This window comes from Pseudomonas sp. PONIH3 (genome assembly GCF_002934345.1).
Lineage (GTDB): Bacteria > Pseudomonadota > Gammaproteobacteria > Pseudomonadales > Pseudomonadaceae > Aquipseudomonas > Aquipseudomonas soli.
In genome coordinates this window covers 2,476,271-2,488,837 of the sequence record NZ_CP026386.1, presented here as the reverse complement: position 1 = coordinate 2,488,837, position 12,567 = coordinate 2,476,271, and the positions used below count along the sequence as shown (strand labels likewise).

12 protein-coding genes are annotated in these 12,567 nt (G+C 64.3%); 8 read left to right on the top strand and 4 right to left on the bottom strand.

Annotation, left to right across the window (positions count from 1 at the left end):
- Positions 1-33 precede the first annotated feature (33 nt).
- A complete protein-coding gene (locus C3F42_RS11525) occupies positions 34-2,130 on the top strand; it encodes a hypothetical protein (RefSeq protein WP_094010192.1) in 2,097 nt (698 codons plus the stop codon).
- A gap of 185 nt (positions 2,131-2,315) precedes the next feature.
- A complete protein-coding gene (locus C3F42_RS11520; protein WP_094010191.1) occupies positions 2,316-4,502 on the top strand; it encodes an autotransporter outer membrane beta-barrel domain-containing protein in 2,187 nt (728 codons plus the stop codon).
- 61 nt (positions 4,503-4,563) lie between these two features.
- Here C3F42_RS11520 and C3F42_RS11515 read toward each other — a convergent pair whose 3' ends face one another.
- Both C3F42_RS11515 and C3F42_RS11510 read right to left on the bottom strand, forming a co-directional pair.
- Positions 4,564-5,613 (bottom strand): alkene reductase, encoded by a 1,050-nt coding sequence (locus C3F42_RS11515; protein ID WP_094010190.1) that lies wholly within the window; start codon positions 5,611-5,613, stop codon positions 4,564-4,566.
- 24 nt (positions 5,614-5,637) lie between these two features.
- Positions 5,638-5,940, bottom strand: a complete 303-nt coding sequence (locus C3F42_RS11510) for a helix-turn-helix transcriptional regulator (protein ID WP_023628827.1) — start codon at positions 5,938-5,940, stop codon at positions 5,638-5,640.
- Between the two features lie 152 nt (positions 5,941-6,092).
- Between C3F42_RS11510 and C3F42_RS11505 the strand changes: the two genes are divergently transcribed.
- Positions 6,093-6,671 (top strand): ACP phosphodiesterase, encoded by a 579-nt coding sequence (locus C3F42_RS11505; RefSeq protein ID WP_094010189.1) that lies wholly within the window; start codon positions 6,093-6,095, stop codon positions 6,669-6,671.
- A gap of 16 nt (positions 6,672-6,687) precedes the next feature.
- On the opposite strand, the gene C3F42_RS11500 is transcribed toward C3F42_RS11505, so the two are convergent.
- Positions 6,688-7,476 (bottom strand): 1-acyl-sn-glycerol-3-phosphate acyltransferase, encoded by a 789-nt coding sequence (locus C3F42_RS11500; protein WP_094010188.1) that lies wholly within the window; start codon positions 7,474-7,476, stop codon positions 6,688-6,690.
- Entirely contained in the window at positions 7,476-8,231 is a 756-nt protein-coding gene (gene olsB / locus C3F42_RS11495; protein ID WP_104444460.1) for an L-ornithine N(alpha)-acyltransferase, read from the bottom strand. The genes C3F42_RS11500 and olsB overlap by 1 nt, the downstream gene beginning before the upstream one ends.
- A 133-nt stretch (positions 8,232-8,364) precedes the next feature.
- Between olsB and C3F42_RS11490 the strand changes: the two genes are divergently transcribed.
- The 5 genes from C3F42_RS11490 to C3F42_RS11470 all read left to right on the top strand — a co-directional run bounded on the left by C3F42_RS11490 (position 8,365) and on the right by C3F42_RS11470 (position 12,552).
- Complete coding sequence (locus C3F42_RS11490; RefSeq protein WP_104444459.1) at positions 8,365-9,252, top strand: acyl-CoA dehydrogenase; 888 nt, start codon at positions 8,365-8,367, stop codon at positions 9,250-9,252.
- A 145-nt stretch (positions 9,253-9,397) separates the two neighbouring features.
- A complete protein-coding gene (locus tag C3F42_RS11485; protein WP_094010186.1) occupies positions 9,398-10,474 on the top strand; it encodes a serine hydrolase in 1,077 nt (358 codons plus the stop codon).
- Entirely contained in the window at positions 10,471-10,767 is a 297-nt protein-coding gene (locus tag C3F42_RS11480) for an amidase (RefSeq protein ID WP_094010185.1), read from the top strand. The genes C3F42_RS11485 and C3F42_RS11480 overlap by 4 nt, the downstream gene beginning before the upstream one ends.
- 44 nt (positions 10,768-10,811) lie before the next feature.
- The gene (locus C3F42_RS11475) at positions 10,812-11,393 is read left to right on the top strand and encodes a YceI family protein (RefSeq protein ID WP_023632820.1); all 582 of its coding nucleotides are present in this window, start codon (positions 10,812-10,814) and stop codon (positions 11,391-11,393) included.
- 1 nt (position 11,394) lies between these two features.
- The gene (locus tag C3F42_RS11470; RefSeq protein WP_094010184.1) at positions 11,395-12,552 is read left to right on the top strand and encodes a phosphatidylserine/phosphatidylglycerophosphate/cardiolipin synthase family protein; all 1,158 of its coding nucleotides are present in this window, start codon (positions 11,395-11,397) and stop codon (positions 12,550-12,552) included.
- Positions 12,553-12,567 lie beyond the last annotated feature (15 nt).

Sequence of the window (12,567 nt, the reverse complement as noted above, 5' to 3'; positions counted from 1 at the left end):
TCGCCAGGGGGCACTACCTGGGAGGCAAAGGCCATGTCCGAAGAACTGTCGCGCAATCGCCCCGCTGTCGGTAAACACGTCGCGCAACTGCCTGAACCTGTGATCCCTCAGGCTTTTAAGGGCAGGGGGATTGGCTTGCGCTTGCTGGATGATGAGCAGTCGCCGTTGAAGGTCCAAGTGCTGGCAATCCACATGCAACCGAACGACCTCGTCACGCTGTATTGGAACGACGATGAAATAGAGCGCAAGACGGTAAGCCCGTCGGTGGTCAAGCGAGTTCGCAAGGCGCAGGCACTCGGTATCGAATCCGGTACCTATCTTGATTTCGACGTACCACCGTCGAAGATTCCCGACGGTGCTGGCGTCGTCTGGTACAAGTGGAAAGACGATATCGGTGAGCAGGAGGACGATTCGTTAAAGCTTGATGTCATGGTCAAGCGCAGCTTGCCCGGCGGTGTCGACCCCGATCCCAGCACCTCCTTCAACGAGAACCTGGATATGCCGGGGGGCATCCCGCCTTTCATCGATGCTGACCAGGCTGCCAAGGGAGTAGAGGCCATCATCATGGGCGGCTACCCCAATCGTGGGCCGAACGATTGCTACGAGCTCCAATGGCATGGCAAATCCATAAAGGGGCCGGTGCCTTCAGGCGCGGATTCTTTCCCTGTCACGGTCGGCCAGGACATCATCGAAGAGGTCGGCAGTGTCGAACAGCTCATCGTTCGCTATGAAATTCGCGACGAGGTCAATAATCGCTCGCTGTGGTCGCGAGAGGCCTACGCCAAGGTGGATCTTGCCGAGCGTACCCTGGACGCGCCGGTGGCCTTGGATGCCGACGAGGACGGCAACATCGATTTCAACGCCCTGGAGGGTACGCCGCTCAAAGTCAGGATTGAACCTTACCGCGATATTACAGCCGGCGATCAGCTGAAGCTGACCTGGACGGGTGTCAATGCCAAGCAGGAGCGCCTGGACCCCGTAGACCAACCCCATACCGTGACCCAGCAGGAAGTCACCGCCGGCATTGAGCTCGAGTTGAAAAATGACTTGGCGGTCGCCGCATTGCAAGGGGGCGCATTGTTGGAGTACCAGGTCAACGACCAGGCGGGGCGCAAGTCGCATGTTCTGGAAATCACTGTATCGGGCAACCTTGAACTCGACGCGCCCAGTGTGGATGAAGCCAGTCGCGGGGGGCTCGACCCGCATGATGTGCCGGACGACGGCGTAACCATTCGCATCGCTGCCTACGCACATATGGCCGTGGGTGACGAAGTGTCGGTGTGGTGGAAAGGCACTGCTGCGGATGGCGCTACTCACGACCATGATTGGACTTTGCCCGTGGAACGCGTCGGCGATATCGAGCACCTCGTCGAGAAGGACCTGGTACTCGAGTTGGTGGGCGGGACGCTCGAGTTGTTCTACGCACTGACCGCCAAGGGGGGCGCCAAGTTCGAGTCTGCCCCGTGCAAACTGGTGGTGCCGGTCGACTTGCGACGCCCCTCGGTGGAGAAGGCGTTCGGGGACGATAACGACCAGCTCGATTTCCATAAGGATTTTGCCAATGCGTCACATGTGAAAGTTACGGTTCCGCGATACTCCGGCATGGCGACTGGCGACAAGGTGGCAGTGGTCTGGACCGGCCCGAACTTCCCCTACCAAATGCCGTGGCAAGTGATCACAGCCCCTGGGGATGTGGTGTTCCAGTTGCCACGGGTGGTGTTGCTGGACTCGATCGGAACAACGGTTGACGTCAAGTACCTCGTCGAGCGTGGTGGTGAGCCGCCCGAGGCAACGTCGGAGGCCCTGGCGTTGACCGTGCTTGCCCAGGCGCTGGAGCTACCGGCCCCCGGGTACCTGTCTTCCGGGGGAGACAATCCAAGGTTCAACCTCAACTATCCCAATATCAAAGAGGGAGACAAAGTCGAGATCCGCTGGGAAGTGGATCCGGCAATTGAGCCCACCCTGCGCGAGGCCACTCTCGATGTGTACAAGGACGGGCGATCCTTCCTGATAAAGGTGAATCCGGCCTGGCCCCAGACTGACAGACGCAAGAAAGTGTTCGCCAGTTACTCCATCGAAGTAGACGGTTCAAGGTTGTATTCCCAAGTAAAGTCATTCCAACCCGACTGATATCAATTGCCACGGCGATGTGCTGGGCACTGGTAAGAAGGGGCAGTGTTTGCCTATATAAAAACAGGAATTCTCCTACATAGGTTTTTACCTTTTTTGTCGAGACTGCGGCCAATTGGCTACATCCAGGTGGCTGATTTCAACTTTTCGGTAGCACGGGTGAGAAACTGGGACGGGAGAACAACATGAAGGTAAAGCACGCTAGAGTACCCCTGAGCCTCGCCGTCGGCCTGGCGGTGATGGCAAGTACCGGGGCGGTCGAGGCAACGCAGATTATCGACAACCGTTCCGAAGTGGTCAGCGGCCCGGTGGCGGACGACTATATGGTGCGCAACCGCGGGGCCTTGGAAGTCACTGCCACGGGGAGTACGCAGGGCATCGATGTGCGCAGCCGTTCGACTCTCGTCGTCAATGGTGGGGAAGTGGCCGGTAGCGGCACCCAGGTGGGGGTCGCCCTGTCTGACGAGAGCAGTGCGGCCCTGGTCGATGCGACCGTTTCCGGGGGAACCTTCGGCGTGTCGGGCAACACCCAGTCGAGCATGCAGGTGCAAGGCGGCACCATCGTCGGCAACAATGGTGCGTCGTTCACGGGGGGCAGTACCCTGAGCCTGTCCGCTGCGGCCCTTACCGGCAGGACCGGGGTCGGTGCCTTCATGCTAGGCGGCACTCTGAACGCGTTGCAAGGCTCGGTCATTACCGGACAGACCCAGGGGGTGCAATTGCGCCAGGGCACCACGGCCACTGGCGGTAGTGACTCGAGCATGACCCTGGACGGCTCGACCGTCGAAGGCAAGACGGGGAGTGCCATCATTGTGCGCGATTCCGCGGATGGCAACAAAGGCACGGTAAACATCCTCGTGGGCAACAACAGCCGGCTCATCGGCGGCAATGGCAACATCCTCGAGGTCACCCGTGGCATGACCGCCGACTTCACGGCAGACAACAGCCAGTTGTCCGGGGACGTGGTTGTCGACGGCACCAGTACGGCCAATCTGCTGTTTCGCAACGGGGCGTCGCTCAGGGGTAACCTGGTGAACGTGGAGAGCCTGACGCTTGAGAGCGGCGGTCGCTGGGCCATGACCCAGGATGCGCAGGTGGGCAACCTCTCGCTGGACGACGGCACCGTCGATTTCACCGACCGGGATACCACGCCCGGTTTCAAGACGCTGACACTCGACAGCCTCGAGGGTTCGGGCGTGTTCGTGATGGGCATCGACCTGGCCAGCGGCACCGGCGACTTGCTGAAAGTAACTGGCGCGGCAGAGGGCAATCATCAACTGAGCATCGCCAGCACCGGTGTTGACCCGGTGGAAGGGCAGGCGCCACATCGCATAGTCGAGACCGGTGGCGGTGATGCCACGTTTGGCCTGTTGCACGAGATCGATTTCGGCACCTTCCTCTACACCTTGGAAAAAGGCGACGGTGAGGACAACTGGTACCTGAAGCAGAAGCCCGGCAACGTGCTGACCCCGAGTGCCCATGCGGTGTTGGGCATGTTCAGCGCCGCGCCGACCGTGTGGTATGGCGAGCTGTCGTCGCTGCGCAGCCGCATGGGCGAACTGCGCCTGGGCCAGGGCCAGGGCTTGTGGATGCGCAGCTATGGCAACCGCTACAACCTGTCGGCGGGTAGCGCCGTGGCCTACCAGCAGGACCAGAACGGTGTAAGCTTCGGCGCCGACGGCACCTTGCCTGGCTACGATGGCCGTTGGTTGCTCGGGGTGATGGGCGGCTACAGCGAGTCGGGCCTGGATTACAGCCTCGGCTCTTCCGGCAAGATCAAAAGTTACTATGTCGGCGCCTACAGCACCTGGATGGCCGACAGTGGCTACTACATCGACGCCGTGCTCAAGTACAACCGTTTCCGTAACCGCAACGATGTGGTGATGAGCGATGGTCGCAAGACCAAGGGCGAGTATCACAACGACGGTCTCGGGGCCTCGGTTGAGGTTGGTCGGCACTTCAAGCTGGACGATGGCTGGTATGTCGAGCCGTTCACCCAGCTGTCCGCTTTGTGGGTCGATGGCGACAGCTATACCCTGGACAACGGCCTGCGGGCCGAGAGCGATGGCGCCAACTCGGTGCTTGGCGAGGTCGGTGCGCAGGTCGGGCGCAGCCTGGCGCTGGACAATGGCAGCATCCTGCAACCGTACCTCAAGGTGGCGGCGGCCCACGAGTTCATCAACAGCAACAAGGTCAAGGTCAACAACAACCACTTCACCAACGACCTCTCCGGTACCCGAGGCGAGGTGGCAGTGGGCCTGGTGGCGCAGGTCTCGGAAGTGTTGCAGCTGCATGGCGAGTTCCAGTACAGCAATGGCGAGCATATCGAGCAGCCGTACGGGGTGAACCTGGGCTTGCGCTACAACTTCTGATCGTTCGCAGGTATCCACTTGTAGAAGCGGGCAAGCCCGCTTCTACAAGTCCTGCATTCCCCTACATCCGTGGGTAGTCGATATACCCAACCGGGCCTTTGCCATAGAACGTCTCCGGATGCGGCGCATTGAGCGGTGCATCGGCAGCCAGGCGCGCTGGCAGGTCGGGGTTGGCGATGAACGGAATGCCGAAGGCCACTGCATCGGCTTTACCGCTGGCCAGGGCAGCGTTGGCGCCGGCCTTGTCAAAGCGCTCGTTGACGATGTAGGGGCCGCCGAACGCTGCCTTGATCAGCGGACCGATGCTGTCGTCAGCCGCTTTTTCCCGCGAGCAGATGAAGGCGATGCCGCGTTTGCCCAGTTCCCGGGCCACATAGCTGAATGTCTCGGCACGGTCAGCGTCGCCCATGTCATGGGCATCGGCCCGTGGCGCCAGGTGCACACCCACACGGCCTGGGCCCCACACCTCGATGGCGGCATCGGTCACTTCCAGCAGCAACCGCGCGCGGTTCTCCAGCGAGCCGCCATAACGGTCGGTGCGCTGGTTGGTGCTGCTCTGCAGGAACTGGTCGAGCAGGTAGCCGTTGGCACCGTGGATCTCCACGCCGTCGAAACCGGCGGCCTTGGCGTTCTCGGCGCCGCTGCGGTAGGCCTCGACGATGTCGGCGATCTCTTCGGTTTCCAGCGCGCGCGGGGTCGGGTAGTCACTGAGCGGGCGCACCAGGCTGACATGGCCCTTGGGCTGGATCGCGCTGGGGGCCACCGGTAGTTCACCGTTGAGGTACGACGGGTGGGAGATGCGCCCGACGTGCCACAGTTGCAGGAAGATGCGCCCGCCCGCGCCGTGGATGGCCTTGGTCACGTTGTGCCAGCCACGTACCTGCTGGTCGTTCCAGATCCCGGGGGTATCCGGATAGCCGACGCCCATTGGCGTGACCGAGGTTGCTTCGCTGAGAATCAGGCCGGCGCTGGCGCGCTGCACGTAGTATTCGGCCATCAGCGCATTGGGCACGCGGCCTTCGTCGGCGCGGCAACGGGTCAGCGGGGCCATGATGATGCGGTTGGGCAGTTCCAGGTCGCCCAGGGTGATCGGGTCGAACAACGTAGTCATGTGCGAAGCCTCGCTTGGATCAGGTCAGAGCTCTTGGCTCATTTGCTCGAGGAACGCCTTGATGGTCGCCTCGTTGCGTTTGAAGAAATGCCATTGGCCGATCTTCTGGCTGCTGATCAGGCCGGCGCGCTGCAGGGTGGCCAGGTGAGCGGACACGGTCGACTGCGACAGGCCGCAGCGCTGGTCGATCTGCCCGGCACACACACCGTGTTCGGTGCTGTGGTGCTGCTCGGGGAACTGCGCGGCCGGGTCTTTCAGCCAGTTGAGGATGTCTCGCCGGACCGGGTGGGCCAGGGCTTTTATTATTTCGTCGAGATCGAGGGGCATGGTTGGGCTCGTGGCGTGTAGCGGTATATCGCGATGGAGCGAAATATAAATCGCTGCATCGCGATATACAAATATGAAGTGGTCATAAGGCAAGTCTTGATAGCTATATCGTCTTGTGACGATATAGTCGCCAGCGGTGCTAGACTGGCGCCATGAATTATCTCGCGCACCTTCATCTGGGCGGCCCCGCGCCGCAGCAACTGCTTGGCAGCCTGTATGGCGATTTCGTCAAAGGCGAGCTCGCCGGGCGCTTCCCGCCTGTGCTGGAGGCTTCTATTCGGCTGCACCGGCACATTGATCGCTACACCGACAGCCACCCACTGGTGCTGGCGGCGCTGGCGCGTTTCCCGCGCGAGCGGCGGCGGTTCGCCGGGATCGTCGTGGATGTGTTCTTCGACCACTGTCTGGCGCGGCACTGGGCGGCGTATGCCGAACAGCCGCTGGCGCAATTCACCGATGATTTCTACAAGGTATTGCTCGCCGAGCCGGAGTTGCCGGGGCGGTTGGCGCGCATCGCGCCGGTGATGGCGGCCGACGACTGGCTGGGAGCGTATGGCGATTTCGCCACCCTGGAGCAGGTGTTTGCCGGGATTGCCCGGCGCCTGTCACGACCTGAGGGGATAGCTGGGGTGATGGTGGAACTGGAGCGGTTGTACGAGCCGTTGCTGGCGGACTTTCGCGAGTTCTATCCGCAGTTGCAGGCATTTGCCCGGGGACAGCAATCGGCTTGAGTCGGCAATCGCGGACTCAGGCTGCCCGAGCCTGTCGCCTCGGTGCGACCTCGACGTTCTCGGCGCCGAAAAGCGCCAGATGGACCGCCTGTTGCGCTTCGAAAGCCAGTACCGCGCGTTCCTTGCCCGCGCTGCCGATTGGCGGCAACAGGTGGATCAGCACTTGTCCGCGGTCCTGTGCGAACAGCCGCATCAAATGGGAAACCAGGTCGTCCTCGCCAATGAACGGCGCGATCGGATCGGTCTGGCCTGCGCGCAGGTACTGGATTGCCACCGGCTGTACTGGCGTGTTCTGGTCGATTGCTCCGGCCAGCAGGCGCCCATGGAAGGTGCGCAGGCTGCGACCGTCCGTGGTGGTGCCTTCGGGGAATATCAATAGAGGGCGTTGCTCGCCCAGTTGTTCGCTGATCTGCTCGCGCAGGCGCTGGGCATCGCCGCCTCCGCGACGAATGAACAGGGTCCCGGCCTTCTCGGCCAGCCAGCCGGCCAGCGGCCAGTGGCGCACCTCGGCCTTGGACAGGAACGACAGCGGGGTGAGCATGCCGAGCAGTGGGATGTCGGTCCACGACACATGGTTGCAGACCCACAGCATCGGCTGTTGCGGCAGCTCGCCCCTGACCTGCACTTCGAAGGGCAGGGCGGCGACCAGGCGCCCCATGAACATCCGTGTCCAGCGTTGGCGCTGTTCTATCGAGGCGCTCAGCCCCAGACGCTCGCCCAGGGCGATGACACTGGCCATGGCCAGCCCCAGGGCCAGTACCAGGAACAGCCGCAGCAGGCGGGCAGCGGCCCGTATGCGCGGCATCAGACCGCCGCCTTGAAGTGACGGGCATAGCGTGGGCAGAGGTCGTCGCGCTTGAGCAGGATGAACACGTCGGCGACCTGGAAGTCCTCGTCCCAGCACGGCTCGCCGCAGATCTTCGCGCCCAGGCGCATGTAGGCCTTGAGCAGCGGCGGCATTTCGGCGATGACGTTGTTCGGCAGCGGCAGGCTGGGCAGCGGGTTCTTCGGTTCGGCACGCAGGTGCTCGGTGCACAGGTAGCGTTCGCGCAGGCGCTGCATGATCGCATGGGCCTGCACGCCGCCGTCCTGCATGGGGATGCTGGCACAGCCCATCAGGTAGCTGTAGCGGCCCTCATTGAGCTCCTCGGCCAATTCGCTCCAGAGCACGGCGATGGTGCCGCCGTTGCGGTATGCCGGGTCGACGCAGGTACGGCCCAGTTCGAGGATCGGGCCCTGCAACTGCAACAGGCCGTGCAGGCTGAACTCCTCTTCGCTATAGAAGCGGCCGAGGCTGCTGGCGGCCTGGTGATCGAGCAGGCGGGTGGTGGCGACCAGTTGACCGGTGGCCAGGTCGCGCACGCCGATGTGGCGGCAGTGGATGTCGTAGTCGTCCATGTCCAGGCCGTGTTCGGCGCCCTTGAGCTTGGCCTTGAATTCGGCGCTGAACACCTTGAAACGCAGGGCCTGTGCTTCCTGCAGGGCCGCGGCGCCGACCAGGCGTTCGGCTTGCAGACGGCGTTCAGTGCTGGTGTCGCCAGAGCGAGCGATCCGGGTCATCGTGAGTCTCCATAAGCCAGCCAAAGGGTTGCGGCCGGTCGGCTTTGTTGTGCAAAGTCAGCCTAGGTACGCCCGGTGTCACCCCCGTGAATCTTTGGTGATGCTTGCGTGACACCCCTGAAAGGAGCTTGCGATGGCCTGGTTGCAACGACTCAACGACCCCTTGCGCCACCCGCTGGCGGCGACCCTCGGTGAAACCTATGCGGCGGTGCTCGAGCGCCTGGGCACGGTGGCGCCGTTCGAGCTGGCGGTGCTGGGCGGGCGGGCCATGGCCACTCCCGGGCTGGCGTTCCTGCTCGGCTACCAGGCGGCGCTGCGGGTCCTATGGCCCAGCGCTCCGGCCAGCCTGGGCGCGTTGTGTGCCACCGAGCGGCGCAGCGTGCGCCCGGCGGACATGTACACCCGGCTGGACGGCCTGCGCCTGACCGGCAACAAGGACTTCGTCACCGCTGGGCTGGACGCCGAATGGCTGCTGGTGGCCGCTCGTCACGAAGGCGCGGGCGAGGCGCCGCGCTTGCAACTGGCGGTGGTCTATCCGGGCGAGCCGGGGGTCAGCCTCGAAGCCTTGCCGACACTGCCGTTGATGCCCGAAGTGGGGCATGGCCGCCTGCAGCTCAAGGATGCCGCGTGCGAGTTGCTGGCCGGTGATGGCTGGGATGCCTACGTCAAGCCGTTCCGCTCTCTCGAGGACCTGTATGTGCTCGCCGCGCTTGTGGCCTGGCTGCATGGCGTAGCCCAGGAGTGCGCCTGGCCGCAGGCCCTGCGCCTGAAGCTGATCGGCCTGCTCGCCGGGTGCGCCGAGGGCAGTCGGCAATGCCCGGACAGTGTGGCCTGCCATTTGCTGCTGGGAGGCCTGTTTGCTCAGTTCCACGATTTGCGAGGCGAGATCGACCAGGCGTTGGCCGCAGGGCCGGAGCACTGGGCGCAGTTGTGGCAACGCGACCAGGGCCTGCTGGCGCTGGCCGGCGCCGCCCGTGACAAGCGCCTGGCCAAGGCCTGGAGTGCCGCCGGACTGTCATGAAAGCCTGAGAGGCTGTGGGCACCTTTGAACCTGGGCCACTGTGCGCCCCATCGCGGCTGAAGCGGCTCCTACAGGCCGTGCGCAACCTTTGTAGGAGCGGCTTCAGCCGCGATGGGCTGCAAAGCAGCCCCTTGCAGGACTCTCCATGAAGGCAGTGATGCTTGCCCTGGCCATGACCACAGCCCCGGCCTTGGCCGAAGACTGGCCCTCGGCGCAGTGGCCAGTCGATAACGCCGTTATCAACTGGCAAACCGTAGACACCTACGCCTTCGCGCCACACGATACCGAGCGCGGCGGCATTCGCACCGATGCGCTGTTGATCATCCGCGATGGCCGCATTCTGCATGAGCGCTACGCCGAGCCAACCCGTGTCGACACTGCGCACCTGACCTGGTCGGTGAGCAAGAGCGTGCTGGCCACGGTCATGGGCGTTGCCTACGGCGAAAGGCGCTTCCAGCTCGACGATCCGGCTTTGCGCTATTACCCGGCCTTGCAGGCGCACCCAACGTTGCGCCTGGCCGACCTGCTGCATTGGGCCAGTGGCCTGGCCTGGCAGGAAGATTACGAATACGCGCCGTTGAAGTCGTCGGTGGTGGCCATGCTCTACACCCGTGGCCGCACCGACATGGCCGCCTACACAGCGGCCAGGCCTGCCGCCAGTGCGCCCGGCACGCAGTTCGTCTACTCCAGCGGCGACAGCAACCTGCTGGCCGCCAGCCTGCGCGCCATGCTCGCGCCTGAGCGCTATGCCGACTATCCCTGGCAAGCCCTGTTCATGCCGCTGGGGATCGACAGCGCTGTCTGGGAGCGCGATGGCGCGGGCACTTATGTGGGCTCCTCGTACCTCTATCTCAGTGCTCGCGATCTGGCGCGCATCGGCCTGCTGATGCAGCGTGACGGGCGCTGGCGCGAGCAACAGTTGCTGCCGGCCGAGTGGGTGGCGTTCAACCGCACCTTGTTCAGCGCCGCGCAGCCTGTGCCGGGCGAGGCCAACCCCGGCGGGCACTGGTGGCTCAACCAGCCATTGCCCGGCCAGCCAGTGCCGTGGCCGGATGCGCCGAGCAATACGTTCGCCGCACTCGGCCACTGGGGTCAGGCGCTCTATGTACTACCCACGCAAAAGCTGGTGATCGTGCGCTACGCCGATGACCGCGATGGCAGCTTCAGCCACAACGAACTGCTCAAGCGGGTGCTGGACGCCGTGGCCGGGGAGGGCGCATGAAGCGGGTGGTGCTCCTGCTGTTATTGGCCGTGTCTGCCTGGGCCTGGCACGAGCGCCAGGCGTTGGCGGACTTCCCGGGCATCCTTTCGGCCTACTCGGCGAAAGAGTACTGCTCGTGCCGGTTCGTGATGGGTTTCCCTGAGGCCTATTGCCGGGGCTATGTGCGCCAGTACCTGCCCTTGGGCCTGCTGAAAGAGGACAGCCCCCGGCGCCTGGTCACCGCCGAGGGCCTTGGCCGGCGCAACCAGGCGGCCTGGCAGGGTCACCGCGAAGGCTGCCGCTTGCTGCCGTGAAACCGTGCGGGTAAGGTTGACGGCCTTGATTCACAGGATTTCACATGTTCAAGCCGTCCCGTCTGCTGCCCGCCCTCCTGCTCGCCCTGTGCCTGCCCGCCCATGCCAACTGGCACCTGGATGGCGAATCCTCGCGCCTGTCCTTCGTCACCGGCAAGAATGGCAATATCGCCGAGGTCAACCGTTTCCTGGTGCTGCATGGCAAGGTCGACCGCAAGGGCGCGGCTGAGGTCAGCATCGAGATGGACTCGATCAGCAGCGGCATCCCGCTGCGTGACGAGCGCATGCGTGACGGCCTGTTCGCCTTCGAACAGTTCCCCGAGGCCACGGTGCAGGCACAGATCGACCTGCGCCCGATCAACGACCTCGCCAACGGCGCGCAACTGGAGCTGCGCTTGCCGGTGAGCGTGACCCTGCATGGCCAGACCCGCAGCTACAACACCCTGCTGCTGGCCACGCGCCTGGACGAACGGCGTTTCCAGGTGGTGACCCTGGAGCCGCTGATCCTGCGTGCCTCGGAGTTCGGTCTCCTGCCGGGCCTGGAGAACCTGCGCAAGCTGGCCGGGCTCAAGTCGATCAACCCCTCGGTGCCGGTGAGCGCGGTGCTGATCTTCACCGCCCGCTGACATGCCGGGGCCGGTCTTCCCGTGGCGGGATGGCAACCAGTTCGAACTGCTGATCGACGGCCCCGAGTTCTTCCCGCGCATGCTTCTGGCGATCGTGCGTGCCGAGTATCAGGTCGACCTGGAGCTTTATCTGGTCGAGGCCGGGGCGTGCGCCGAGGCGGTGGTCGAGGTCCTGGAACAGGCCGCGCGGCGTGGCGTGCGGGTGCGTTGCCTGTTCGACGACTATGGCTCGCTGGCCTTTACCTCCGTATTGCGTGAGCGCCTGCTGGCGGCGGGTGTCCAGCTGCGCTGGTACAACCGCCTGCGCTGGCGCCGGGGCCTGCGCAATCTCTATCGCGATCATCGCAAGCTGTTGCTGGTGGACGAGCGCTGGGCGGTGGTCGGCGGTACCGGGGTCACCGACGAGTTCTGGACACCCGAAGCCGACACCAGCGAGTGGCACGAAGTGATGGTGCGCATGGAGGGGCCGATCGTCACCGACTGGCAACTGTTGTTCGACCGCCAGTGGCACGCCAACCAGCGTCGCACCGCCTGGCGCCCGCCCGAGGGCTTCGGACTGCCGCGCCTGCCCCAGGTGCCGGCGCAGGGCCAGGGCATGGGCCGGGTGGCCTATGCCGACGCCCGCCAGCACAAGGACATCCTGCATGCGCTGGTGCGCGCCCTGAACAGCGGCCAGCGGCGCATCTGGCTGGCCACGCCGTACTTCCTGCCGACCTTCAGCGTGCGGCGCTCGCTGCGGCGTGCCGCGCAGAAGGGCATCGACGTGCGCCTGCTGCTCACCGGCCCGCGCACCGACCACCCGGCGGTGCGCTATGCCGGACATCGCTATTACCCAAGGCTGCTGCGCGCCGGGGTGCGGATCTTCGAATACCAGCCATGCTTCCTGCACCTGAAGATGGTGCTGGTGGACGACTGGGTCAGTGTCGGCTCGTGCAACTTCGATCACTGGAACCTGCGCTTCAACCTCGAGGCCAATGTCGAGGCCATCGACCCGCCACTGAGCGCGGCCGTGGCCGCCAGCTTCGAGCGCGATTTCGCCCAGAGCCTGGAAGTCGACCTCGCGCGCTGGCACGCCCGGCCACTGTGGCGTCGTGTGCAACAACGCCTATGGGGCTGGCTGGACCGGCTGGTGGCCAACCTGCTCGACCGCCGCGACTAGTCGCACGTATCGCGG

Excerpts from the sequence above, each read along its gene's own strand:
- C3F42_RS11525 (WP_094010192.1), top strand. The coding sequence starts at position 34 with ATGTCCGAAGAACTGTCGCGCAATCGCCCCGCTGTCGGTAAACACGTC.
- C3F42_RS11520 (WP_094010191.1), top strand. The coding sequence starts at position 2,316 with ATGAAGGTAAAGCACGCTAGAGTACCCCTGAGCCTCGCCGTCGGCCTG.
- C3F42_RS11515 (WP_094010190.1), bottom strand. The coding sequence starts at position 5,613 with ATGACTACGTTGTTCGACCCGATCACCCTGGGCGACCTGGAACTGCCC.
- C3F42_RS11510 (WP_023628827.1), bottom strand. The coding sequence starts at position 5,940 with ATGCCCCTCGATCTCGACGAAATAATAAAAGCCCTGGCCCACCCGGTC.
- C3F42_RS11505 (WP_094010189.1), top strand. The coding sequence starts at position 6,093 with ATGAATTATCTCGCGCACCTTCATCTGGGCGGCCCCGCGCCGCAGCAA.
- C3F42_RS11500 (WP_094010188.1), bottom strand. The coding sequence starts at position 7,476 with ATGCCGCGCATACGGGCCGCTGCCCGCCTGCTGCGGCTGTTCCTGGTA.
- olsB (WP_104444460.1), bottom strand. The coding sequence starts at position 8,231 with ATGACCCGGATCGCTCGCTCTGGCGACACCAGCACTGAACGCCGTCTG.
- C3F42_RS11490 (WP_104444459.1), top strand. The coding sequence starts at position 8,365 with ATGGCCTGGTTGCAACGACTCAACGACCCCTTGCGCCACCCGCTGGCG.
- C3F42_RS11485 (WP_094010186.1), top strand. The coding sequence starts at position 9,398 with ATGAAGGCAGTGATGCTTGCCCTGGCCATGACCACAGCCCCGGCCTTG.
- C3F42_RS11480 (WP_094010185.1), top strand. The coding sequence starts at position 10,471 with ATGAAGCGGGTGGTGCTCCTGCTGTTATTGGCCGTGTCTGCCTGGGCC.
- C3F42_RS11475 (WP_023632820.1), top strand. The coding sequence starts at position 10,812 with ATGTTCAAGCCGTCCCGTCTGCTGCCCGCCCTCCTGCTCGCCCTGTGC.
- C3F42_RS11470 (WP_094010184.1), top strand. The coding sequence starts at position 11,395 with ATGCCGGGGCCGGTCTTCCCGTGGCGGGATGGCAACCAGTTCGAACTG.